At 52.9% G+C, this 23639-nt stretch carries 23 protein-coding genes, 1 tRNA gene and 1 rRNA gene; 14 read left to right on the plus strand and 11 right to left on the minus strand.

The annotated features are described in order from the left end of the window. Positions 1-64 precede the first annotated feature (64 nt). From K3T83_RS16420 to K3T83_RS16435, 4 genes are all read left to right on the plus strand, one after another. Positions 65-565 carry an Lrp/AsnC family transcriptional regulator gene (locus tag K3T83_RS16420; protein ID WP_220204042.1) on the plus strand — a complete coding sequence of 167 codons (501 nt, stop codon included), beginning with the start codon at positions 65-67 and terminating at the stop codon, positions 563-565. Between the two features lie 125 nt (positions 566-690). Beyond that, positions 691-1452, plus strand: coding sequence for a RadC family protein (gene radC, locus K3T83_RS16425; protein ID WP_220204043.1), 762 nt, complete (start codon positions 691-693; stop codon positions 1450-1452). Positions 1453-1589: 137 nt separating this feature from the next. Continuing rightward, a complete protein-coding gene (locus K3T83_RS16430) occupies positions 1590-2939 on the plus strand; it encodes an MFS transporter (RefSeq protein ID WP_220204044.1) in 1350 nt (449 codons plus the stop codon). 128 nt (positions 2940-3067) lie between these two features. Next, entirely contained in the window at positions 3068-4714 is a 1647-nt protein-coding gene (locus K3T83_RS16435; protein ID WP_220204045.1) for a molybdopterin-dependent oxidoreductase, read from the plus strand. A 164-nt stretch (positions 4715-4878) separates the two neighbouring features. Here the strand turns inward: K3T83_RS16435 and K3T83_RS16440 are convergent, their stop codons facing one another. The 6 genes from K3T83_RS16440 to K3T83_RS16465 form a co-directional block, all read right to left on the minus strand. Continuing rightward, positions 4879-5739 carry an alpha/beta fold hydrolase gene (locus tag K3T83_RS16440; protein WP_220204046.1) on the minus strand — a complete coding sequence of 287 codons (861 nt, stop codon included), beginning with the start codon at positions 5737-5739 and terminating at the stop codon, positions 4879-4881. 179 nt (positions 5740-5918) lie between these two features. Beyond that, positions 5919-6629: a succinate dehydrogenase iron-sulfur subunit gene (locus tag K3T83_RS16445; RefSeq protein WP_220204047.1), complete on the minus strand. Its 711-nt coding sequence runs from the start codon at positions 6627-6629 to the stop codon at positions 5919-5921. 12 nt (positions 6630-6641) lie between these two features. Further along, positions 6642-8378: a succinate dehydrogenase flavoprotein subunit gene (sdhA, locus tag K3T83_RS16450; protein WP_220204048.1), complete on the minus strand. Its 1737-nt coding sequence runs from the start codon at positions 8376-8378 to the stop codon at positions 6642-6644. 28 nt (positions 8379-8406) lie between these two features. Next, entirely contained in the window at positions 8407-8814 is a 408-nt protein-coding gene (gene sdhD / locus K3T83_RS16455; RefSeq protein WP_220204049.1) for a succinate dehydrogenase, hydrophobic membrane anchor protein, read from the minus strand. Positions 8815-8866: 52 nt separating this feature from the next. After that, the gene (gene sdhC, locus K3T83_RS16460) at positions 8867-9265 is read right to left on the minus strand and encodes a succinate dehydrogenase, cytochrome b556 subunit (RefSeq protein ID WP_220204050.1); all 399 of its coding nucleotides are present in this window, start codon (positions 9263-9265) and stop codon (positions 8867-8869) included. Positions 9266-9419: 154 nt separating this feature from the next. Continuing rightward, positions 9420-9575, minus strand: a complete 156-nt coding sequence (locus K3T83_RS16465) for a hypothetical protein (protein WP_220204051.1) — start codon at positions 9573-9575, stop codon at positions 9420-9422. A 95-nt stretch (positions 9576-9670) separates the two neighbouring features. On the opposite strand from K3T83_RS16465, the gene K3T83_RS16470 reads away from it, so the two are divergent. Beyond that, positions 9671-10537, plus strand: coding sequence for a class I SAM-dependent methyltransferase (locus K3T83_RS16470; protein ID WP_220204052.1), 867 nt, complete (start codon positions 9671-9673; stop codon positions 10535-10537). Positions 10538-10605: 68 nt separating this feature from the next. Beyond that, the gene (locus K3T83_RS16475) at positions 10606-11628 is read left to right on the plus strand and encodes a hypothetical protein (RefSeq protein ID WP_220204053.1); all 1023 of its coding nucleotides are present in this window, start codon (positions 10606-10608) and stop codon (positions 11626-11628) included. Positions 11629-11731: 103 nt separating this feature from the next. Here the strand turns inward: K3T83_RS16475 and K3T83_RS16480 are convergent, their stop codons facing one another. Then, positions 11732-12406 carry a polysaccharide deacetylase family protein gene (locus K3T83_RS16480; RefSeq protein WP_220204054.1) on the minus strand — a complete coding sequence of 225 codons (675 nt, stop codon included), beginning with the start codon at positions 12404-12406 and terminating at the stop codon, positions 11732-11734. A gap of 476 nt (positions 12407-12882) precedes the next feature. Between K3T83_RS16480 and K3T83_RS16485 the strand changes: the two genes are divergently transcribed. From K3T83_RS16485 to K3T83_RS16505, 5 genes are all read left to right on the plus strand, one after another. Next, on the plus strand, positions 12883-13968 hold the full coding sequence (locus K3T83_RS16485; RefSeq protein ID WP_220204055.1) for a glycoside hydrolase family 10 protein: 1086 nt from the start codon (positions 12883-12885) through the stop codon (positions 13966-13968). A gap of 471 nt (positions 13969-14439) precedes the next feature. Further along, positions 14440-15045 (plus strand): RNA polymerase sigma factor, encoded by a 606-nt coding sequence (locus K3T83_RS16490; protein ID WP_220204056.1) that lies wholly within the window; start codon positions 14440-14442, stop codon positions 15043-15045. A 30-nt stretch (positions 15046-15075) separates the two neighbouring features. After that, positions 15076-15993, plus strand: coding sequence for a Rieske (2Fe-2S) protein (locus K3T83_RS16495; protein WP_220204057.1), 918 nt, complete (start codon positions 15076-15078; stop codon positions 15991-15993). After that, a complete protein-coding gene (locus tag K3T83_RS16500) occupies positions 15990-16421 on the plus strand; it encodes a FixH family protein (protein ID WP_220204058.1) in 432 nt (143 codons plus the stop codon). Before K3T83_RS16495 ends, K3T83_RS16500 begins: the two co-directional genes overlap by 4 nt. 34 nt (positions 16422-16455) lie before the next feature. Continuing rightward, on the plus strand, positions 16456-17589 hold the full coding sequence (locus K3T83_RS16505; RefSeq protein WP_220204059.1) for a LolA family protein: 1134 nt from the start codon (positions 16456-16458) through the stop codon (positions 17587-17589). Between the two features lie 81 nt (positions 17590-17670). Here the strand turns inward: K3T83_RS16505 and K3T83_RS16510 are convergent, their stop codons facing one another. Beyond that, on the minus strand, positions 17671-18183 hold the full coding sequence (locus tag K3T83_RS16510; protein WP_236064914.1) for an NUDIX hydrolase: 513 nt from the start codon (positions 18181-18183) through the stop codon (positions 17671-17673). A 225-nt stretch (positions 18184-18408) separates the two neighbouring features. After that, a tRNA-Lys gene (locus tag K3T83_RS16515) sits at positions 18409-18480 on the minus strand. Positions 18481-18767: 287 nt separating this feature from the next. Here K3T83_RS16515 and K3T83_RS16520 point away from each other — a divergent pair. From K3T83_RS16520 to rrf, 3 genes are all read left to right on the plus strand, one after another. Beyond that, on the plus strand, positions 18768-19253 hold the full coding sequence (locus tag K3T83_RS16520) for a nucleotide triphosphate diphosphatase NUDT15 (RefSeq protein ID WP_236064915.1): 486 nt from the start codon (positions 18768-18770) through the stop codon (positions 19251-19253). Positions 19254-19379: 126 nt separating this feature from the next. Further along, complete coding sequence (locus K3T83_RS16525) at positions 19380-19730, plus strand: four-helix bundle copper-binding protein (RefSeq protein WP_220204060.1); 351 nt, start codon at positions 19380-19382, stop codon at positions 19728-19730. Between the two features lie 213 nt (positions 19731-19943). Further along, positions 19944-20060, plus strand: a 5S ribosomal RNA gene (gene rrf / locus K3T83_RS16530). 115 nt (positions 20061-20175) lie between these two features. On the opposite strand, the gene K3T83_RS16535 is transcribed toward rrf, so the two are convergent. Together K3T83_RS16535 and lon are read right to left on the minus strand one after the other, a co-directional pair. Next, the gene (locus tag K3T83_RS16535; RefSeq protein ID WP_220204061.1) at positions 20176-20850 is read right to left on the minus strand and encodes a DUF4870 domain-containing protein; all 675 of its coding nucleotides are present in this window, start codon (positions 20848-20850) and stop codon (positions 20176-20178) included. A 202-nt stretch (positions 20851-21052) separates the two neighbouring features. Beyond that, the gene (lon, locus tag K3T83_RS16540; protein ID WP_220204062.1) at positions 21053-23638 is read right to left on the minus strand and encodes an endopeptidase La; all 2586 of its coding nucleotides are present in this window, start codon (positions 23636-23638) and stop codon (positions 21053-21055) included. Position 23639 lies beyond the last annotated feature (1 nt).

The following is a 23639-nucleotide window of genomic DNA, read 5'->3' on the forward strand; positions in this document are numbered from 1 at the left end:
ACTTTTACTGTATTCGACACAATGGTACAATAACCCTTACAACATTCCAAAAGCAAGGAATTTGTTGGAACAGCGTAAAAAAACAGACCGTATTCGCCTGATGAGAGGAGAAGGACCAGTGTTAGACGAGATAGACCGAATGCTATTAGCTTTACTCAAGCAGGACACCAGGAGGAAGTATAGCGAGTTGGGAGAAATCGTGCATCTCTCACCGCCGGCTGTGCATGAGCGCGTGAAGAAGCTGGAACGAGCAGGCGTGATTCGTGGGTACACGATAGAGATTGCGCCTGATGCACTCGGCCTCTCCCTCTACGCTTTTGTGCGCCTGCGCGTCAGTCGCGTTCCTTGTGAAGAACTGGCCCGCACGCTGCACACGTTTTCGGAGGTGGAGGAATGCTACAGCTCGGCAGGAACAGAGAGCATGATGATTAAAGTGCATACGGCCACGCCCGCTACGCTTGAACTGCTGCTGGATCGCATTCGGCAAATGCCTGGTGTAGAGGGCTTCCAGACCAGCATTGTGCTTGCCACGCATTTTCAGCGCGAAAACATTCCCATGGACTGATAATCGTACAATTTTACTGGCTGTTGCCTATTAGTCCTATGTCATTTTGAAGAATCCAGATATATACTTACTCTATACAGTAGAAATGCAACGTTTGAAGAGAGAAAAGGGAGAGAGTAGTTATTATGTTACAAAGCGCCCTTGAAGTACATGATCTGGACATAGACGGCCAACAGGTAACGACCACGACCATTACACGCTTAGAGTACCACGCCACCGTACACGACATTCCCATCGACGAACGGCCACGCGAGCGTCTGCAAAAGCATGGCGCCGAAGCGCTCAGCACCGCCGAACTGCTCGCCATCATCCTGCGCACCGGGACAACTCGGGACAACGTGATCGAGATGGCAAACAAACTGGTCATCAAATATGGTGGCCTGAGCGGTCTGATGAGCGCCGAATTCCACGAACTCTGCACCGAATATGGCCTGGGACTGGCAAAGGCAGCACAATTGAAGGCCGCGCTAGAACTGGGCAAGCGCCTGAGCCTGCTGGAACCGGAGATGAAGATACAGCTCAAATCTGCTGATGAGGCGGCCCGGCTGGTGCGACTCGACATGATGTATTTAGATCATGAAGAGATGCACATACTGGTGCTTGACACGAAAAATCATCTGGTCGAGCGCGTCAAGCTCTATAAAGGGACCGTCTATAGCTCCGTCACGCGTAGTTCAGAGATTTTCAGAACCGCCATCATACGCAATTGTCCACATATCATCGTCTGCCACAATCACCCATCTGGAGATCCCACGCCAAGCCCTGAAGATATCGATTTTACCAGACAATTAATCAAAGGTGCCGACCTGCTGGATATCGAGCTACTGGATCATCTCATCATTGGCAATCCGCGCTATGTGAGCCTGAAAGAACGCCTGCACTGGTAAGTACAAATGAAATGGTAGAGAAAACTTGTTACCTCTGCCATTTCACTCCATATAGCTTCCTGTCTCTTTTCCATGATTAGGGGCGTAATAGGCATAGAGAAAGATGATTTTACATGCAATGAAAGGGCATCACAATCATGGTGAAGAAACGTGTAGGTGGATTGCGCTGGGCCATCGCGATTTTGCTGGGTATCGGGATCATTATTAACTATTTTGACCGCCTGAATATCTCAGTTGCCGCTGGTCCTTTGACTCAGGAATACCATCTCTCAGCAACGCAGCTGGGCTTCATTCTATCCTCGTATCTCTGGACCTATACCCTGCTTCAGCTTCCCATTGGCGCTCTTCTAGACAAAATAGGCATCAAATGGCTGATGCGCGTTGGTACCGTTATCTGGTCCATAGCAACATTTATGACGGCGATTGTCAGCGGCTATGGTCTGATCATTCTCTCGCGCTTCCTGCTGGGCATCGCGGAAGCGCCAACCTTTCCCGGAGCGTCAAAGGCGACCGGCTACTGGTTTCCAATGAACGAGCGCGGCCTGGCAACTTCGGCTTTCGATGCCGCCGCCAAGTTTTCTAATGTTATTGGTGCCCCACTTGTCGCCGCTGCCATCACAATTTACGGCTGGCGCGCTGGCTTCTGGGTGACTGGTGTATTGAGCCTGATCTACGCTGCTGTGTTCTGGCTTCTGTACCGTGATCCAAAAGAGGCGCGTCGTCTCTCGGAAGAGGAGCGCACTTATATCGTGGAGGGCGGTGCGCAACAGGAAGAACAGACCGGCGCGAGTACGAGCTGGGCAGATACCTGGACCAATATCAGATATCTTTTGCGCCAGCGCAAGATCTGGGCGATGACGCTGGGTTTTGCCGCCTATGGCTATTCCTTCTACCTGCTCCTCACGTGGCTTCCTGGCTACCTTCAGCGCCAATTGCACGTCTCCATCCTCAGTAGCTCCTATGATACTGCTATTGTCTGGGGCGTGGCAACAATTACCGATATTCTGATTGGTGGTTGGCTCGTGGACTATCTGATCAGGCGCGGATACGACCCGTCCAGAGTGCGTAAAACGCTCTTCGCTATCGGGATGATTATCGGTGTAGCTGTGATCGGAGCTGCCTTTACCACCGATCCAACTATCGCGACCATCTGGATCGCGATTGCTCTGGGTGGACTGGCCTTTGCCGCTCCTATCGGCTGGAGCATCCCAGCGCTGATTGCCCCCAAAGGCACCGTCGGAACCACTGGCAGCATCATGAACTTCTTCAATAATCTGGTTGGCATCATCGCCCCGATTGTTGCGGGATACATCGCCGACCGCACTGGTGGCTTTGCTATCAACTTCCTGGTTGCTGGTATTGTGCTGCTCCTGGGCATCGCAGCCTATCTCCTCATGCTCGGCAAGATCGAACAATTGCCCTCGCCAATGGAGAAGAGAAGCCCTGCACCTCCGATTACGACCGGAGCACACAGACAATCAGCATAGTTGTTCGCTATCTCCTGCTGTCTGCTTGCTGCTTGTAAATTGCTATAGCGTGCAACGTGTGTATCTTAAAGCGTATAATCATATAAGGTTTTAAGGTACACACGGTCCTTCTCTGCAAGAGGCATGTTATGAAAATCACGCAACTGTCGCGCAAACAGCGATTTAACAGCGGCTTTCTGGCTGGTCTAGTAGCTGGCATCCTTGCCACAGCACTCATGCTCCTCCTGAGTGCAACGCTCGGCGGTATCTCGCTACCAGAAGTTTTCGGATCGGCCCTTACGCAGTTGATGCCAGCTTCCGTCTTTGATTACCTGCATCAACTGATCGGCGGCGACGCCAAGCACTACTTCTTCTACATCATCCTGATTGGACAATGCCTGGTCTTTGCTCTGATTGGCGGTCTGGCAAGCCTGGCTCTTCCCCTGCCGCCGCTTGCCTCATTGCGCGATGAGCAGGAGCAATGGCTCTGGCCTGCCGGATTGTTGCTGGCCCTGCTACTCTGGTTGCTGGTCGGACTGGTTTTCTTGCCTCTGACGGGTGCAGGTATCTTTGGCGCGCAACTGAATATTGGCACCTTCAATACCCTGCTCAGTCTGGCAGTTGATGGGTTGGCCTTTGGTCTGCTGTTTGTCTTCTTCCAGAACTGGCTGATAATGCGTTACTGGCACTCGCTGGGCACGATGACAGCCGAAGATATGCTGGAGGCCAGCGAGAACCGACGTCAAATCTTGCGGCGCGGTCTGGCCGTCGTTGGAGTAGCAACATTGGGCGTGCTGGCGTGGCGCTTTATTACCAGTGCCGGCACGACGGCCACTACTATTGTTCCAAGAGTTAAAAGCAAGATCATTCCGCCGCCCACGCCGCGTTATGGCACGTTCTCGTCGGTTCCGGGCCTCTCAAGCGAGATTACGTCTAATGATCAGTATTATGTTGTCTCGAAAAATCTGGTCTCCGATCCCACCGTCGCCGCGTCCTCCTGGCAACTGAAGGTCTACGGCAAGGTCACGCAGCCCTACACGCTGACCTATGACCAGATAATGGCGCTGCCCCGAAAGCAACAATATGAGTCGATGATGTGCATCAGCAACGAGGTTGGCGGCCCATATATGAGTAATGCCTTGTGGGAGGGTATTCCGCTTGCCGATCTGCTGACACGCGCCGGAAAGATTGCGCAGGGAGCCAGCAAGGTTGTACTGCATGCCACTGATGACTACGCCGATAGCATCCATCTCACCAAAGCGCTGGAACCAACCACCCTGGTTGCACTGCGTATGAACGATGCCACGCTCCCCCAGGGGCACGGCTTTCCCGCTCGCCTGCTGGTGCCGGGCATCTATGGCATGAAGCATGTCAAATGGATCACGGGCATCGAGGTTGTGGATAATGACTTTCAAGGCTACTGGCAACAACGCGGCTGGAGCGATCCCGCGCCTATTCGCCTGACCTCGCGCATCGATACGCCGCTCACGGGCGCGACGTTGAAGGCAAACAAGGATACCTATATCGCAGGCGTGGCATTTTCCGGCAACAAGGGTATCAGCGAGGTTGATGTGAGCATGGATGGTGGCAAAACATGGTCTGTTGCTACACTCAAACAGCCGCCATCAAATCTGACCTGGGTGCTGTGGGAACTGCCCTGGAAACCAGCAGCAGGCAATCACACCCTGGTTGTGCGCGCCGTCGATATGGAGGGCAACGTGCAAGATCCATCGCCCGCACCACCGGCTCCCGATGGCTCCTCCGGCTACCATACAATTGCTGTCATGGCTCAATGATAGACGGAGGGATCGAAAATGGCAGGGGTGATGGCTTGTCCTCGCTCTGGTTTACCATACGCAATATACGCAAAACGGGCGAGGACAAGCCATCACCCCTGCCATTTTCGATCCAGCCTCTCGCATTCTTACCAAATGCACCAAAAATAGGATATTTCGCCAGATTATCCCTGCAAAAATTCCAACATCCACGCATTGACCGTCTCAGGTTTTTCCTGTTGCACCCAATGGCCGCTATCGGGGATGTAGCGAACCTGGAGATGAGGCACCCATGGCTCCAATCCCTTTGTGAGATCGATGCCCAGCGCAACATCCTGCTCTCCCCAGATGAGTAGAGTAGGCGCTGCGATCACCCTGTTTTGCTGGCTCAACCCCAATGCCTGGAAAAGTGCTCGATAGTAGTTGAGACCGCCGGTTAATGCTCCTGGCTTGCTCATAGCATCCTGATAACGTGCCAGCACACCGGGTGGGAACGCCTCTTTCTGCACGGCGGAGGCGGAGAGCATACGCCCGATCATCGCGGCATGGTTAAGGCCAAGCAGAAATTCGGGCAACAATGGTATCTGGAAGAAAAACATATACCAGCTTTTGCGCAGTTGTTTGAGCGTGCGCATCTCGCGTGCAAAGGCTGCTGGATGAGGCGCGTTCAGCACAATCAGGTGCTCAGTCAGCTGAGGATATTGCAACGCGAATGCCCAGGCGAGAGCACCACCCCAATCGTGTCCAACAATCACTGCTTGCTCGTGTCCCAGCCCTCGCACCAGACCGGCGATATCGCGTAACAGCGTCGAGACATCATAGCCGGTTCGTGGCTTCTCGCTATCGTTATAGCCGCGTAGATCGGGTGCGACGACGCTATAGCCATGTGCGGCAAGAAAGGGGATCTGGTAGCGCCAGGAATACCAGAACTCAGGAAAGCCATGTAGCAGGACGATCAGCGGTCCCGCACCCTGCCTGACATAGTGCATGCGAATCCCATTGGTCATGATCTCGCGATGCTGCCAGGTCTCCTCAGCAATTTTCATGCCATTCCCCTTTCTTCATGAAAAACCCGTAGCGACAATCCTTTGCGGTTGTCGCGGATCGCACATGTTTTTCTCTTTTTTACCTGCGACAACCGCAAAGGATTGTCGCTACGAGATTAATGCATAACGAGCGAAAACTACAAAGATTTTCGCTACGAGGATAAGGATATTACATCCGATTATACCGCGTCTTTCGGATCACCGTAGACAATAGCACGTTTCACCTGCTCGATCAGGTCCGTGACGGGAATGCCGCGCGGACAGGCATCGGTGCAGTTGAAGATCGTGCGGCAACGCCAAACACCATCTCGCTTGCCTAGAATTGCCATGCGCTCGGCTGCTCCCTGGTCGCGGCTATCGAAGATGAAGCGATGTGCGTTAACGATAGAAGCGGGGCCAACCCAGTTGGGATTGCCCCAGATCGACGGACAGGAACCTGTGCAAGCACCACAGAGAATACATTTCGTGCCCTCGTCGTAGATCTCGCGCTCGGCGGGACTCTGCAAGCGCTCGGTGCCTGGCTCGTTGTCGTAGTTGATCAGATAGGGCTTGACCGACTTGTACTTCTCGAAGAACTGATCCATATCGACGACCAGATCTTTAATCACGGGATAGCCCAACATCGGCTCAATGGTCACACGTTCGCCCACATCGCGCATGAGTACTTTGCAGGCCAGACGGTTGCGCCCATTAATTCGCATCGCATCGGAGCCGCAGACGCCATGAGCGCAGGAACGGCGATAGGTGAGCGTGCCGTCCTGCTGCCATTTGATCTGGTTCAGCGCGTCCAGCAGGCGATCAATCGGCTCGACATCAACGCGAAACTCTTCCCAGTACGGCTTGTTGCCCCGCTCTGGATTGTAGCGCTTGATGCGCATCTGTACTCTCATGTACTTCTCCCTCTAGTATTTCCGTTCCTTTGGCTTGAAGATGGGGTCGTCGATCAGGATCACGTCCTTATATTCCAGGCGAACGTCGTGCGCCCCGGTTCCTTTATAGGCCAGGGTGTGTTTGAGCCAGTTGGCATCGTCGCGGTTGGGATAATCCAGGCGGAAATGCGCGCCCCGGCTCTCAGTGCGAGCCAGCGCGCCGTGAATGGTGGCCTCTGCACAATCGAGCAGGAAGCCAAGCTCAACGGCTTCAACCAGTTCCGTGTTGAACTGCTTGCCCTTATCCTGCAACTGCACTTTACTGTACGCATCCTGCAACTCGTCAATCCCCTCAAGGGATTCACGCAGGCCCTTCTCGGTACGCTCCACAAAGACTTTATCGATCATCATGTTCTGAAGATCGCTACGGATGCGTGTCGCCGACTCGTTGCCTGTTGAGCTATAGAGCCTGTCCACCAGTTCGCGCGAATGCTCTTCATATCCAGTAGGTAGCGGCGCGTGGTCGTTCTCAGCAATAAACTTCGCCATATGTTTTCCAGCGCGGCGGCCAAAGACGATCAGGTCCACCAGCGAGTTTGTTCCCAGGCGATTCGCACCATGCACCGAGACGCAGGCCACCTCGCCAGCGGCATAGAAGCCTGGCTGTGGCGTCCACTGATCGTCGATCACGACGCGCGCATCGACATCAGTTGGAATGCCACCCATTGCATAGTGTGCCGTTGGCTGAATGGGGACCGGCTCGGTAATCGGCTCAACGCCCAGATAGTTGCGGGCAAAGTCGGTGATATCCGGCAGCTTCTCGTGAATAACCTTCGCGCCCAGATGCCGTACATCGAGATAGACGTAATCCTTGCCATTGATGCCGCGTCCCTCATTGACCTCCTGCACGATACAGCGCGAGACGATATCACGTGGGGCCAGATCTTTGAGCGTAGGCATGTAGCGCTCCATAAAGTACTCGCCCTTGTCGTTGAGCAGCTTGCCACCCTCGCCACGTGCCGCCTCGCTGAGCAGAACGCCGACTTTATAGATGCCGGTCGGATGGAACTGATACATCTCCATGTCTTGCAGCGGGATGCCACGTCTATATGCAATCGACATACCATCGCCCATGCAGGCAAAGGCGTTGCTGGTCACGCGCCACGCTCGCCCGTAGCCGCCAGTGGCGAAGAGGATCGTCTTTGCATGGAACGTGTGGATCTCGCCGGTGCGAATCTCCAGCGCCACCACGCCACAGGCGACACCATCGTTAAACAGCAGGTCCAGCACCAGAAATTCGTTGAAGAAGCGAACCTGATTTTTGATAGCGCTCTGGTACATGGTTTGCAGGATCATATGGCCTGTGCGGTCGGCAGCATAGCAGGAACGGCGCACTGGTCCCTCGCCAAAGTTGCGGGTATGTCCACCGAAGCGGCGCTGATCAATGCGACCATCGGCGGTGCGGTTAAAGGGCAGGCCGCGATGTTCCAGTTCGTAAACGGCATCGATGGCCTCACGTGCCAGGATCTCCGCTGCGGGCTGGTCAACCAGATAGTCGCCGCCCTTGACGGTATCGTACATGTGCCACTTCCAGTGGTCCTCTTCCTGGTTGCCCAGAGCTGCGGCAACACCGCCCTGCGCCGCACCTGTATGCGAACGCGTGGGATAGACTTTGGTCAGCACGGCGACGCTGGCGTTTGGCAACTGCATTGCTGCCATCAGCCCGGCCCCACCGGAGCCAACAATAACAACATCAAACTTTTGATACATGATCTATGATCCTCACTTCTTAGGCCGGTTACACGCAACTCAGGTTCAGATGGGCCGGTACCTGGAAGGTAATCAGCGTAATCGTTCCAAGCATGAAAAAGGCAATTAACACAAAAACCGACAGCCAGAGCAAAATACTACGTGTCAGTGCCGCATGTACATAGTCGTCAATGACCACACGCAGACCGTTCATGCCGTGAGTCAGCGAGATGGTGAGCAACAGCCAGTCGTAGAGTCGCCAGAACGGGTTGGCGTAACGCGCGGCGATAAAATCGTAGGTCGTGCAAGAGACATCGTTGGTCCAGTGCATAATGAGAAGGTGAATAATGACCAGAAAAAGCAGCAAGATGCCTGAGATACGGAAATAGTACCAGGAAAAGGTTTCAAAACTACCGCCACCGGATGGGCGAGAACCTCCGTACAATCTCGATAACATGCCTAAAATTCTCCTTCATACAGGGGACGCTTTACCGTTCCCTCTATAGCGCTCAGGGATGAACCAGATTTGCAAAAGGCTGAACGAACCACAGCGCCACGCCACCCAGTTTGGGAATGAGAATGACATAGGCGAATGGCAGGAAGACGACGACGGTAAGCACCAGCGCAGCGATGAACATCGCCTGCTGATAGCGCACGCCCTTTTTCCAGAAATCGATCAAAACGATGCGGATACCGTTGAATGAGTGAAATAGCACTGCGGCCACCAGTGCAAGCGAGAGCAAGCGTACGATCACGCTGTCAAATAGGAGGACGCTCTCGTTATAGACTCGCGGACCGAAGCCAATCATCGCGATATCGACGATGTGAACGAACAGGAAGAGAAGAATACCCAGTCCTGACACGCGATGAAACAGCCAGGACCACATACCGGACGGACCTTTATACATCTTTCCCTCGCTTCTGGGGGTGGAAGGTGGGGGCATGAAGCAGGGAGATAGGTGGTAGGGTACGAGACTAAGCAAAATATCTCTAGCATCAGCGCCCTCTACGACCAGGCACCCCACAGTGCATATCTAAATTGGTTGACGTTGTACTTAAGTATTATACTGCACTGCTGGTAAGGGCGCAAACGGTTCGTCGCAGCAAGAGCGAGCGCCAACGCCTCCACCCATTCTCACTCAGCAATTGATAGCGGCAATCCTCCTGACAAACGGCAGAGGCAACACCTGCTTGCATCTGGCTCAACCAAGCACTCATTGATCCTTTTCTATTTATTGTGTATACTGAGCGCAAGAAATGGGGTGTACGAAAAAAGATACATGGTAGCACTCCTTCAAGAAGGGAAAAATGCTATGGATGCCTCTCCCACAAATACCTACATGTTTGACCCTGAGAGCACAGCTGAATTGAGTCGTCTGCTCAACCAGGATCAGTTACAAACGCAGGCAATGGGCGGCCCTTTTGCCGGACTTTCCGAGACAGAAATTGATGGCTTGAACAATGTGCTGGATCTCGGCTGCGGTCCTGGTGGCTGGGTGCTTGACGCGGCCTTCCAGCATTCAGAGGCCGAGGTTGCGGGCATTGATATCAGCCGTCCGATGATCGACTATGCCAACGCACGAGCGCAATCACAGGGACGCACCAACGCCTCCTTCGGCGTGATGGATATTACCCAATCTCTCGATTTTGCTGATGGAGCTTTCGATCTGGTCAATGCTCGCTATCTGGTTGGCGTTCTCTCGCGGGAGCGCTGGCAGCCTTTGCTGGCTGAAAGCCGGCGACTCCTACGACCGGGTGGTATTCTCCGGCTCACCGAGCCCATCGTCTATCCTATGACGACCAGCCCCGCTGCTGAGGCCATCAATCGGCTGCTGCATCAGGCTTTATGGAAACGAGGATATGGCTTCTCACCTGATGGCAAGACGAGCGGCGATGGAGTCTCCTTTTATCTCCCTCGCCTCCTGCGTCAAAGTGGCTATCAAGCAGTAAAGACAATGCCTCATACGCTAGAGATTTCTGATGATACGCCCGTCTGGACTGCCTTTTATCGCAACATGGAAGTGGGATGTCTGATGGCAAAACCGCTTCTGGTCAAAATGGGAGTCACAACTGAAGAAGATTTTGACCAGCTATATCAACAAATGCTGATTGAGTGGAACACCCCTGGCTTTACAGGTCTCTGGCATTTCCTCACCGTCTGGGGATACAAACCGGAATAACGATCAACCAAATACCCACGAGACGCGCAGGGATTTCGCCCATTGGCACGAAAGGTTTTTAGATAACGATGACGATGACTCGCACCACACCCCCACGACCAGTCGATATCGCAGCAGTGTTCCCCGAGCTAGCTCCGCTTGCACGCACCACGACTCGGTTGCACCCGCGTCCAGGCAACCCTACATCCTGGGAGAGTTCGGTTGGAGGCCCGCTGCTGTGGCCGATCGATGACCCGTGGCCCTACTGTGAGGAACCACACTTCCACGGCGAGTCATTGAAGACCCTCGCCGATGTCCGGCTGCAACGGGACATGTTGACCGCTGCCTGGAAGCGGCCCCGCCAGCCTGGTGTCAATCTTCTCACGCCGGAGGAAGACGCCATCATCAAACGCATTCAAGCCGGGCATAGTTGGACTGATGAGCCGATTGCAATGATCCCCGTGGCGCAACTCTACGCACGCGACATTCCCGACCTGCACCCGCCTCCTGGCTGTGATCTGCTTCAGGTGCTGTGGTGCCCGTTTGGTCATGATGATGAGAATCTGCCCAGGGTGAAGCTAGTATGGCGTTCCTCCTCGATAGTTACCTCCTTGCTCTCCAACCCGCCACAACCCGTTGCGGTGGAGTCCGAGGACTATGTCCCAGAGCCTTGTGTCGTCCATCCTGAACAGATCATTGAATACCCTGCCCTCTCTGATCTCGATGAGGCTCTGCGCGAACAGATCAAGGCATGGCAAGAACGTGAGAAGCCAATAGCCGACGTAGGAAGCTTTGCCTATTCATTTGGGCTGTCCGTGGCACCCGGCTGGAAGGTCGGAGGCTGGACATCTTTTAGCTTCCGAGATGCCGAACCAGCGATCTGTTCCTGCGGGACTCAGATGCAGCCCCTGCTGAGGATCGATTCCACCGAGTGGGACGGTGGCAGTGGCAGTTGGATTCCCATCGAGGATCAGGCCCTCAATAGAAATCCTGATACCAGCTACACTCGCCCATGGGAGCCGGTTATGGTCACTATCGGTCGCAGTTACACCATGCAGATCTACACCTGCCCAGCATCGGTTGATCATCCACCAGTCGCCTGGATGCAATGACACTCTGGCTCGCCTGTCCGCAAACAAGAGGAAAGGAAGGAGCGAGGAGGCGCGCTAGACGACGCGACAGGTGCCACTGTTGAGTTCCAATGCCACTGGTGATTTATTTGGTATCGGTCTCGTTGCGATGCGCCAGCATATCAGGGATCGTTACCAGGCGGAAGCCGCGCAACTGCAATCCTGAGATAATATCGGGGAGGGCCGCAACCGTATTCGAGCGATCACCACCGCCCTCATGCAACAGGAAAATCGCACCATTCTCGGCGGCGCTCAGGATGCGCGAGGCGATCACATTCGCGGCAGGTGGGGGATTCTCCCAATCGCTCGCGGCGGCGCTCCAGTTGATGACCGTCATGCCAAGTTGACTGGCGGCACTCACCACATCGGTATTATACTCGCCATATGGTGGACGAAATATAGTCGGTCGCGTTCCGGTCACGTTATAGACGGCGTTCTGGGCCTGGCTCAACTCGCTATAAATGGCTGAGGCCGAGAGGGTTGGTAAGTGCGGGTGTGTGAAGGTATGATTGCCCACTGCGTTTCCCGCCGCAAGATCCTGTTGAAGATAGCCGGGATATTGCGAGATACTCTCTCCAATGAGAAAAAAGGTCGCAGGGACGTTGTAGCGTTGCAGAACGGCTAGCACCTGTGGCGTGTATTGACTGGGGCCATCATCAAACGTCAGGGCAACCTCTGGTAGATTGGGATTGCCGCGCGTGATGACGGCTGGTGTGGCCGTAGTTGCCGCGTGTGTGGTTGTCGAGGAAGTAGTATTCATACGCAAACTCACCGTAGTAATAACATACTGGCACAATCCTTGCAGAAATAAGTATGTCAGCACTTGCAATACGCTAATGAAGATATACCCGACTCATAAGCATGCTGTCAAGCTTTTTTGGAAGAAATGACGAAAGCGCTTGCAAGATTGCTTCGCAAAGAAAGCACTAAAAAACAGTTATGCACGCCTTAATTTTTGTTCACCATCATATGTTTCGCAAATGACGCATTATAAAGTAGCGCTAAACGTGTGGTTTTTAGCAATCAGGATTGACAAATTCACATCCAATACTGTATATCTTTCTTAGTTTATGCAAGCGCTTGCAAGGAAGCTATCACCTCAACGGATAAAGAGATAATGGATATCTCCCCTGATATGTTTGTCCAGGCAAGCGCACAGCATACTCTTAGCGAAAGGGACGATCAACGAGGGTTATCGAAACGTGGATTGTTTTTTCCGACGAAAGGAAAACAAGGATGTTTCATTATTTCAGGCGCAAACCCGTCTTCATCATTGCTATCCTTGCCCTTTGTATACTTTTGCTCGCCGTGTTTATTTTTCGCCAATCGATTTTCCCCCAATCGGCCAACAATGGACAGGCAACCGGCACACTGAGCGCATCGGCAGCGCGCACGGGCCGTATTTTTGGTGCGGCAGTAGCGAGCAGCCATCTCACTGGCGACCAGCAATACGCGAACACGCTGGATACAGAGTTTAGCGGTGTAACGCCCGAAAACGAGATGAAATGGGAGACGACGGAGCCAGAGCGAGGTTCGTTTAACTTCGCTCCCGCCGATATTATTGTTAGCCATGCACAGAGCCACAATATGAAGATTCGCGGCCACACGCTGGTCTGGTACAGTCAACTCGCGCCCTGGGTCAATGATATTGCGACGGGCAGCGAACTGCTCCAGGTAATGAAGAACCATATTGCAAACGAGATGGGCCATTTTAAGGGGAAGATCTGGTACTGGGATGTGGTCAACGAGGCGTTTAACGACGATGGCAGTCGCCGCAGCACCAACAATGTGTTCCAGCAGAAGATCGGCGACAGCTACATCGAGGAGGCGTTCAAGGCAGCTCGATTGGCCGATCCAAACGCAAAGCTATGTTATAACGACTACGACACCGATGGGATTAATGAGAAGAGTACGGCTATTTACAATATGGTGAAAGACTTCAAGGCGCGCGGCGTACCCATCGATTGCGTTGGTTTCCAGTCGCATATGATTGTGGATCAGGTGCCCCCAGACTACCAGGAAAATCTGCAACGCTTTGCCGCCCTTGGCATCGACGTACAGGTCACGGAACTGGATATTCGCATGTCAACGCCTGTCAGTGATGCCGATCTACAATCGCAGGCCGACAACTATCAGCGGGTAGTCAAAGCCTGTCTTGCCGTCTCTCACTGCAACGACATCACCGTCTGGGGCGTTACCGACAAATACTCATGGATACCGCAATACTTCTCCGGCCAGGGTGCAGCGCTCCTCTTCGACGACAACTACAAGAAAAAGGCTGCGTGTAACCTGGTCATTCAGACGCTGACATCAGGCAGCTAAAGGAAAACGGGACTGGGAGGATTGAGGAAAAACTTTATTGCGACGTATCGATCATTAGCACTTGCTGGACGCTCGCTATCCAATCCTCCTATGCAGAGGATGAGCATGTCTCAGGAAGATAGATACTGGCAAAGAAATATATTTACGATCCGCAAAATAGAGGTATATCTCCCTTCCATTCTTAGGGAGTAGAGTGTATAATTGGTATTGGTTAAAAATACCTTTCAATACTTAGCAAAGATTAACATCGCAGAAGTTTTCTAGGTGGGTTGTGTTTCGCCCCTGCATCGGTAGACCTTCAGGGCTTGTGCAGGGGTGTGTAAGCACAACCCACCTTCGTCTTGATCGGCTTCCCATCTATTGTGTAACCCCTGGACGTAGTAATACCTGTCAGGACCAGGATCGTTTGCCTCTCTGGTGAATATCTCCTGGAGGTTCCACAAGGTCGGCCCTGGCAGGGAGCAACGTTTTGTGAACAGGTCATGTGGAAGCTATCAACAGACACATCTTGCAGCGGCGCAAACCAATGGAACATCACCGGCAGAGCAGCATGGGAGCCAGGATGTGCAAGAGTTGCAAACGTTTTACGAGGAGAACCTCGGCCTGATTTATCGTTACATTTATAGTAGGGTTGGTAATCGAGAAGAGGCCGAAGATCTGACCTCACAAACTTTTGTCAAGGCTGTGCGCGGCATCGATCGGGAGCGCAGCCGACAAAGCATGCAAAAATGGTTATTTCAGATCGCTCGCACGACAGTTGCGGACTACTGGCGTGCCTATTATCGTATTTCCGTCAACTCGCTTGATGAACTGCTGGATGCTGGCTGGGAAGGCCCAACCGAAGAGGAACCGCTCCCCATCAATACCGCGCCCAACGAGCGCGTACAACGTATTTTGTTGGCGCTGCCGGAGCATTATCGTGAAATTTTGAATTGCCGCTTTTTGCTGAATCTTTCTATTAAAGATACTGCTCAACAAATGGGTCTGACGGAAGCCAATGTCAAAGTATTGCAGTTTCGTGCGCTCAAGCGTGCTGCCGACATCGAAGAGACGCTCGTAGAAACGACCGGATCGTAGAAACGGCATTATCACGTAGGGGGAGAAACGATGTCAGGTGAAGACCAGGAACGATTTGAAGATTATCTGGAGCTAGAACGCTACATTGAAGAATTGCAGGCAGGTCGTGTTGCACACCCACCCCATGACCTGACGCCAACGCAGGCCCGTATCTATCGCACGGCTGCCCTTTTTCGCTCAGCTTCACCAGACGCCGCCTCGCCACGCCCAGAATTCGCGGAAGCCCTTCGTAATCGCTTGCTGGCACTGGATCAGGAAGACGATGAGGACGATACAGAAAAGATGGTCGCGATAAAGAAGACCGAGGCACCGGCCCCCACTGTTCCACCAATTGAAGAGCCGCTCGCGGTCCCCCTGGAAGCTCCACAGGTAGAAGAACAACCCGCCGAGCCAGAAGTTCCTATGCCGACGAGTAAAGAGATACCCAGGCGCAAAAGCTTCTTCTCGCGCCGCTCTCTCCTGACTGGGAGCGCCGTCGCAGCTGCCTCACTGGTTGTCGGCGGAGGTATCGGCGCAGTAGCCGAGCGGTCCGCTGCAACGCCGCCACCTCCAACTGCGAGGCCAACACCAGGCAACTATGGAGGAACGCCGCTGGTACAGAACGGCGTCTGGCAACGAGTTGCCACCCTTGACCAGATAGGGGAAAATGCGTTACGCTTCACTACAGATACAATCGTTGGCTATCTGATGCGTAGCGATGATGATGAAGATGGCGAGAAGAAGGGCGAGATTATCGCGTTCTCAGCAGCCTGCACGCATATGGGTTGTATCGTGCAATGGGATGGATCGGACCATCAGTTCCATTGTCCCTGTCACGGTGGAGTGTTTACCGAGTACGGGAAACCCTCTCCAAGTAGCTCGTTTAAATATCTCGCTTCCTTGCCCCGTATGACTACACAGGTTCGGGGCAACGAAGTCTATGTCCTGGTACCGAAAAATTCTAAATGAAACGCAATCTACTGATCATTGTTCTGGGCTTTGGCTTTCTCATCTTTATGGCCTGGCTGGGTGGCATTCTGTCGGCAATTGAACCGCGTCAACCGAGCGCGGCGGTACAGACGGCCCGGGCCGGTCCCTATCAGCTTACCCTACAAGTGAATCCCAATCCACCCCTTCCATCGCAACCAGCTACCCTCAGCATTCAGGTTGTACGTCAGGAGAGCAAGCAGTTCGTCTCCAATGCGCAGGTCGTCATCGAAAGCTCTATGCAGACAATGGATATGGGAACCGATCGCGTTAATGCACAGTATCAGGAGAGTGGCCTCTATCTTGCCCATGCTCAGCTTATTATGAGCGGTCCCTGGAGCATTCGCGTACTGGTGACGGAACCGGGATCACATACGGAGAGCGCCACATTTGAGGTGACGGCTCAATAAGAGCGTCCGCACATTCGTAAAGGAGTACCCTATCATGATCCGCAACCACAGGAGGCTTCTCTCTCTCCCGTTCATTCTCTCATTGCTCATTCTCCTGGTCGCCTGTGGAGGCACGACTCAGCAACAGCCGCGTCCAACACCGACGCCAACAATTACGCCCGGAGAGCAGCTTTTACGGAAGGTCGCAAACACGCTCAACTCGGCAAAGACGGTACATGGTGTCTTCAATCTGCAATTAAGCGGCGGAAATATGAACGGCAAGCTTAGCTTTGAGTTGTGGAATGAAACCCCGAACAAGCATCGCAGTGTCGTTCTGCAATCGTCGGTGGCCGAGATCCCCGGAGGCTCCGTAAGCGTGAGCGATGGCAAGCGGATCTGGCAATATGATCCCAACAAAAAGATTGTGTATACCGGACCAGTGCAGGAGAATCAGAACGGCACCGGCTCTACAGGCGGAGGGAGCCAGCAATTGCTCAATCTGGTGCAATCTATCTTCACCCGCAGCGACGGCACATTGAAATCATCATCTGCCACTGTCAACGGGCATCCGGCCTACGATGTCTATATCGTGCCACAGGGGAGCGCTGGTGCAAAGGGCGCGAGTGCCTTCAATTATGAGGGCGACATCTTCATTGACAAGGAGACACAGCTCCCCGTTCAGGTCAAGCTCAATGTGCAGGGGATGGGCAATATCACGCTGGACCTCCCGAAGCTGGATCTCAATCAAACAATCGCGCCTAATACCTTCACCTTCACGACTCCAACCGGGGCAAAAGAGGAACCATTGAAGCAAGGGAACACGGATGGTGGGGACTCGATGACGCTGAAACAAGCATCGGCTCAGGCTGGTTATCATCTCTTGAGCATTCCCAGCAGCCAGAGCAAATATACATTGCAGGGCATCAATGCGCTGGGCGCGCCGGGCAACCAGATCTACACGCTCAACTATAACAAGGGGAGCCTCAGCTTCACCATTGCCGAGGGCAAACCGCTTGCCAACCTGCCTGCGAATGGCGGCAAATCGATCTCTCTGCGTGGCACAACCGCCACCATTTCCAGCGAGAACGGCACAACCACGCTGGCCTGGACAGAGAAGGGGATTGGTATTCGCCTGACAGGTGCATTAAGCAACAATCAGGCTGTGGGGATTGCTAACTTATTGGCATAACTCCCTTGTCGTAGTCGAGCGATTTATCGCGGGGGGAAGCTTGATGCGCGATAAATCGCTCGACTACGACAGAATATATTTTTACAGATCATGATAGAAAATACGAATAAGTTTGGGCAAATCCCCTTTAGCCGGATCTCCTTTCTCTATGCGTTCGATAGCCTCTAATGGGGTGAGCCAGTAGTATGCGACAAAATCCTCACGGTTATAGTCGGGAACTGTCTCCGCTCTTATCTCATAGACCCTCATGAAGGCGGAGACTGCATGCGTATGGGGAGAAAGGTAGCCCAATTCTCGATAGATGATCTGTTTTAGGTCGAAGTTCAATTCCTCTTGCAATTCACGTTGCAAAGCCTTCTCATAGGACTCACCGCTTTGTACGTGACCGCCCATGCTCATATCAAGGCAGAGAGGGAAGAGGGACTTGTGGGCGGTACGTCTTGGAATCCAGAGCTGTCCGTTTTGATTCATTACAAAGGCATTGACAACTCTAAAGTTTGATCGGTTTTCGGCATACATTTCCGTACGTAATTTCTGACCAATGACCTGATCGTTCTCATCGACAAGATCCAATAGTTCATGTGTAGATTGCACGTGCCGCTCCATTTCTGTTGCATGCTTCATCTCAACAATGTATCCAAACACCAGAGGTGTATCGTTAACCGGGTACGTTACCCTGATATGGTGCTGAATATGCGCTGGACGACCTCATCGCCTACATGTATTATGGACACAAATAGGAGCATTGTGCACAGATAGCTGTATTTTGTAATCATTTGCAGAGGGGTAAACAGATGTCGTAAGAGGGGAAAAAATGAATGACCGCGGTGGGACTCGAACCCACGACCAATCGATTAAAAGTCGATTGCTCTACCACTGAGCTACGCGGTCAAATCAGATGCTATCACATCACGGGTCAGTAAACCGACCCATGTGTATAGTATCATATCTGTCAAGCTGTGAAGACGCTTGACACGCCGATCACGATTGACCTTCGCTATTGTAGCCTATTTTGCCGCGCGACGCAATAGGAAAATAGCCCTAATTTCTTCTTTCCCCAGAAATCTAGCGATCTTAAAATCGATGCCCGCCTGCCTGATCGTTCCCGTGCTGTATCCAGCACAGCGCTGTTATTCGTGCTATATCGAGAAGATGATACAGATGAAAGGAGACGAAAGATGCCAGAATCCATGCAAAAGAAAACTGAAGTGCTGGTCTGTGTGGCCATCCTGATCCGTCACGGTGATCGCGTGCTGTTGAACAGGCGGCGCAATAATCGTGGCGCGGGCAGTTGGGCACCGATTGTTGGACATATGCAATATGGCGAAACGCCCGAACAGTGCGCCATTCGCGAGACCAGAGAGGAGACCGGGGTCGAGATTGGCAACGTGAAGTTTCGCGTCATCACCAACGACGTGTTTCAGGCCGAACACGAACACTATATCACGATCTGGATGGAGAGCGATTATGTCTCTGGCAAGCCGCATGTAAACGCACCGGATGAAGAGTCCGATGTACAGTGGTTCTTCTGGCATTCGCTGCCACAGCCTCTCTTCCTCTCGTTGCAACATGTGCTGGATGGTCAGACCTATCCCTCTCAGACCACACACGATAAAGTTGGAGCGGCGATTGAGAATCCGCAACCCCTGCATTACGAACAGTAGAGTTACCAAACCTTCCTCTACGACGTGTTAAGCGATGTATTCTCTTTTCTGTTAAGCGTGGTGTGATGGCACAGCGACGGAATCGAGGGCGCACGGTGTCATCGATATAATGGAGGGAAAAGGTAAATGACTCAGAACGCAGGAAACCAGGCGCTTGCAGGCCAGATGCAGGATTGTATCAACGATTGCCTGAATTGCCATAATGTCTGCTTCGATATGGCAACGCAGGCGCTTCAAAAAGATGCGAATAACGTGAATTATATCAATACCTTGCAGGATTGCGCGGAAATCTGCCTGACCTCGGCCCATTTTATGCTGCGCAGCTCGGCCCTGTACGGCTACACCTGTCAGGCATGCGCAAAAATCTGCACTCATTGCGAGGAGATGTGCAACCAGCAAGGCGACACCGATTGCGCCAACGCCTGTCGCGCCTGTGCCAATTCGTGCCAGCAAATGGTCAAAATGCTCGCCATATAAGCCCATCAAGGATAGATTGCATGGGGCGAGAAGCGCGGGGCGAGCATGCATCAGCCAGAAAAGTCACTGTCATGCTCGCCCCGTATGCTCTTTTGATGGCAGTGAGTGACTTTTCCAGATCGTTCGAAAAGTCGTGGAAAAAAGTGTTGACAAACCGCTAAGGGCATGCTATTATACACCATGTCAAACGGAACCGCTCGTATGCGCAGGTGAACCGGTGATAAAAGCGAAGAGGGTACACCCGTTCCCATCCCGAACACGGAAGTTAAGCTCTTCAGCCCCGACGATACTGTATGGGCAACTGTATGGGAAAATAGGACATCGCCGTTTCACCCGCTCACACGGGCGGCTCTTTTTTATCCTCCTCCCTATTCTATTGATCTTTCCCCAAAAGCAAAATAACCTGGGATAGTGCCCAGGTTATTTAAACGGTTGTATGGTTGTATTACATTGTGGTGCCTTGATTGGCGTAGCGCTCGGCATAATCGCCGACCACAGGCAACTTGAAGTATTTACCCTGGAATGCATTAATCATCAGGACAATCCAGACAACGAAGGCTGCGAGTCCCACTATAGACCCGACGCAACCTATCGCGGTCGCAAATGCTGAATAATGCAGCGCAGCAACCACAATATTTATCAGAATATTGAGGACCGTTACTCCACCGAAAAAGATGATCGACTGCATGGCATGGAAACGAACGAAACGATTCTGCTTCTCCATCAGGAAGAAAATGAGACCGGTGATCCAGAATAGGACATAACTCAAACCAGCAGCCACGTTTTGCGACATGCCCATCGATGTTGGCCCCTGTTGAGGCGTGCCATAAGGAGGCTGATAGCCCGGTCCAGGCTGTTGATAACCGGGTTGCCCATACCCTGGCTGCTGATAACCGGGTTGCCCATAGCCCGGTTGACCATACTGCTGTTGACCATAGCCCGGCTGCTGTTGATAGCCTTCCTGACCATATCCTGGCTGCTGAGTGCCATAGCCTGTCCCATATTGCTGCCCGCTGTAAGGATCGGTTGGCGGCGGCTGTTGTGGCTGCTGATAGCCGCCACCATACTGCCCTGAACCAGGATACTGACCTTGATTGGGGTCTTGCCCTTGATAATTCATGATTCCATCCTTCTCTTGTAAAATCTTTATGAGGTCATCGTATGAGAGACTTTGCAGCTTTCCCCATCTGGAAAACGTTGATAGCTCACACTTTTGTGCCATTCGTCCCCTTACAAGATCAGGGACTATCGTTTCGGGACGCCTTTGCGCCCCGTCATCCCTACTACTCTACTTATCTATAACGAAGCAGGCTGCAAATTATCTAATCAACTTCTTCCTGTCTCGCTCGAATACGCGAGTGTGGCGGAAGAGATTCATCATGTTGATCCGATTGCCCGGATTGTTGTTCCCCTTCCGCATCTCTCTCTCCCTGCTGCTCCTGAGCCATCCCCGAACGCCGTAAATTGTTATCGTGCACTAGCGGGACGCGCTCTTCCAGACGCAGCGGGAAAGGCTCATTCGGCTCCTCCTGAGGTTCAGGAGGCAGCAACGCCGCCTCAACAACCTGGTCCATTGTGTCTACAATCACAAAGTTGACACGCTGCCGAATTTTTGCCGGGATCTCAGCCAGATCCTTTTTGTTTTCCGCCGGGATGATGATAGTCGTAATGTTCGCTTGCTGAGCAGCCAGAACTTTTTCTTTGAGTCCACCAATTGCCAGGACACTGCCGAGCAAAGTGACCTCACCGGTCATTGCCACATCTCCACGCACCGGACGGCGCGTGAGTGCGGATATCAAGGCAGTTGCTATAGTAATTCCTGCTGACGGACCATCTTTCGGAATAGCCCCTTCGGGGAGGTGAATATGGAGGTCCGTCATATCCTGGAAGTTCGGGTCTATATTCAGTTCGGTGGCTCGTGTGCGAATATAGGAGAGGGCCGCGAGAGCAGATTCGCGCATGACATCGCCCAGTTGCCCGGTCACTTGCAAATCGCCCTTTCCGACCATCGTTACTACTTCGACGGGTAATAGAATACCACCGTTTTCTGTCACAGCCAGCCCCATCGCAGAGCCTATCAGCATCCTCTGCTGCGGTGGGGTCGCGTTATAGCGTGGTATACCCAGGTATTGTTTCAAGGTATTGGCGGTGAGCTTCACGTGCGTATTGGGCTTTTCCAGCACGCGCCGCGCCACTTTGCGGCAAATATGCGCCAATTGCCGTTCCAGATTGCGCACACCTGCCTCTCGCGTGTAATCGGTGACGATATGCTGCATCACCGCTTGCGAGACCTTTAATTGATCGGGCGCTAACCCGTGTTCGCTCAGCACCTTCGGCAGCAGATGCCGTGTTCCAATGTTGATCTTTTCATCCAGCATATACCCGGGCAACTCGATGATATCCATACGATCCGCCAGAGGGCGCGGGATCTGATATTTCACGTTGCCGGTGCAGATGAAAAACACCTCAGAAAGATCGAAGGGCAGATCCAGGTAATGATCTACAAAGGTCGAGTTCTGCTCTGGATCGAGCACTTCCAGCAGAGCGGAGGCCGGGTCGCCGCGATATTCAGAGGAGAGCTTATCGATCTCATCAAGCAGGAATACAGGGTTGCGTACTCCTACCGTCTTCATGCTCTGAATGATACGACCGGGCAGCGCTCCTACATAGGTGCGACGATGACCGCGAATTTCCGCCTCATCGTGGACGCCACCAAGCGAGATGCGCGCAAATTTACGGCCTAGCGCTCTGGCTATCGAATAGGCCAGAGACGTTTTGCCAACTCCCGGAGGGCCGATAAAGCAGAGGATCTGGCCCTGGCCTTCCCCTCTTACCTGACCACCACGACTGACAAACTGCTGACGCAGTTGTCGCACCGCCAGAAAATCGATAATGCGCTCTTTCACAGGTTCGAGGCCGTAATGGTCCTCCTCCAGAATGCGGCGTGTATGTTCGATATCGAAGATCTCATCGCTGCGCTCCGTCCAGGGGAGGGCAAGCAGCCAGTCTATATATGAACGAATAACGGCCACTTCCGCCGATTGAGAGGGCGTGCGTTCCAGACGATCAATCTCTTTATGGACCCTGATGCCAACCTCAGCTGGCAGCGACTTCTCCTTCAGCTTCAAGCGTAGCTCATCGGCCTCTGAGGAAGTTTCCATGCCTAGCTCTTCTTGAATTGCACGCAATTGTTCGCGCAGGTAGAACTCTTTCTGTGTGCGATCAACCTGAGAACGTACCCGGCTGCGAATGGTCGTTTCGAGTTCGAGAATCTCGATCTCGTTACCGATAATCACGCAAATCTTTTCCAGACGCTCCAACGGATCAAACGTCTCCAACAGATCCTGCTGTTGCTGCATATCGGTAACGATATGTGCGGCCAGCGTATCTGAGAGGCGGGTGGCTGTTTTGAGCGCGACAATGGAATTGATATCCTCCACCGAGAAGCGGCGGCTCAACTGCGCATAACGTTCAAACAAACTGGTTGCATGGCGAACAAGGGCATCGGCCTGCGGACCTTTGACCTGGGTTTCTGTGGTGCTGCTCACCAGCACGCGGAGAAATGGCTCAGCTTCCTGGTACTCATCAACATGGACGCGATTAATACCGCGCACAAGGACTTGCAGGCTGCCATCCTGTTGCCGATGCATTGTGGAGACTTCAACAAGGGTACCTATATCATAGATATCTTGTGGCTGAGGATCATCAATTTCGGCGCTGCGCTGGGTTGCAGCGATCAGCAGCCGATCAGGGCGCATCATTGCTTCTTCAATCGCACGAACGGATTTTTCCCGCGCGATAGGCAATGCCAGACGATTGTGGGGAAACGCAACGAGATTTTTTAACGCCACCAATGGATAGGCATCATGATTATCCTGTACAATTTCTGGGCGTTCTTGTTCATTCATT

This window comes from Reticulibacter mediterranei (assembly GCF_016587455.1).

Bases quoted from the DNA above. Each gene is read 5' to 3' on its own strand.
- K3T83_RS16500 (WP_220204058.1), top strand. From the start codon at position 15,990: ATGAAACGCAATCTACTGATCATTGTTCTGGGCTTTGGCTTTCTCATC.
- K3T83_RS16445 (WP_220204047.1), bottom strand. From the start codon at position 6,629: ATGAGAGTACAGATGCGCATCAAGCGCTACAATCCAGAGCGGGGCAAC.
- K3T83_RS16435 (WP_220204045.1), top strand. From the start codon at position 3,068: ATGAAAATCACGCAACTGTCGCGCAAACAGCGATTTAACAGCGGCTTT.
- sdhD (WP_220204049.1), bottom strand. From the start codon at position 8,814: ATGTTATCGAGATTGTACGGAGGTTCTCGCCCATCCGGTGGCGGTAGT.
- K3T83_RS16535 (WP_220204061.1), bottom strand. From the start codon at position 20,850: ATGAATTATCAAGGGCAAGACCCCAATCAAGGTCAGTATCCTGGTTCA.
- K3T83_RS16495 (WP_220204057.1), top strand. From the start codon at position 15,076: ATGTCAGGTGAAGACCAGGAACGATTTGAAGATTATCTGGAGCTAGAA.
- sdhA (WP_220204048.1), bottom strand. From the start codon at position 8,378: ATGTATCAAAAGTTTGATGTTGTTATTGTTGGCTCCGGTGGGGCCGGG.
- sdhC (WP_220204050.1), bottom strand. From the start codon at position 9,265: ATGTATAAAGGTCCGTCCGGTATGTGGTCCTGGCTGTTTCATCGCGTG.
- K3T83_RS16470 (WP_220204052.1), top strand. From the start codon at position 9,671: ATGGATGCCTCTCCCACAAATACCTACATGTTTGACCCTGAGAGCACA.
- K3T83_RS16475 (WP_220204053.1), top strand. From the start codon at position 10,606: ATGACGATGACTCGCACCACACCCCCACGACCAGTCGATATCGCAGCA.
- K3T83_RS16485 (WP_220204055.1), top strand. From the start codon at position 12,883: ATGTTTCATTATTTCAGGCGCAAACCCGTCTTCATCATTGCTATCCTT.
- K3T83_RS16520 (WP_236064915.1), top strand. From the start codon at position 18,768: ATGCCAGAATCCATGCAAAAGAAAACTGAAGTGCTGGTCTGTGTGGCC.
- lon (WP_220204062.1), bottom strand. From the start codon at position 23,638: ATGAATGAACAAGAACGCCCAGAAATTGTACAGGATAATCATGATGCC.
- K3T83_RS16430 (WP_220204044.1), top strand. From the start codon at position 1,590: ATGGTGAAGAAACGTGTAGGTGGATTGCGCTGGGCCATCGCGATTTTG.
- radC (WP_220204043.1), top strand. From the start codon at position 691: ATGTTACAAAGCGCCCTTGAAGTACATGATCTGGACATAGACGGCCAA.
- K3T83_RS16505 (WP_220204059.1), top strand. From the start codon at position 16,456: ATGATCCGCAACCACAGGAGGCTTCTCTCTCTCCCGTTCATTCTCTCA.
- K3T83_RS16525 (WP_220204060.1), top strand. From the start codon at position 19,380: ATGACTCAGAACGCAGGAAACCAGGCGCTTGCAGGCCAGATGCAGGAT.
- K3T83_RS16465 (WP_220204051.1), bottom strand. From the start codon at position 9,575: ATGAGTGCTTGGTTGAGCCAGATGCAAGCAGGTGTTGCCTCTGCCGTT.
- K3T83_RS16480 (WP_220204054.1), bottom strand. From the start codon at position 12,406: ATGAATACTACTTCCTCGACAACCACACACGCGGCAACTACGGCCACA.
- K3T83_RS16440 (WP_220204046.1), bottom strand. From the start codon at position 5,739: ATGAAAATTGCTGAGGAGACCTGGCAGCATCGCGAGATCATGACCAAT.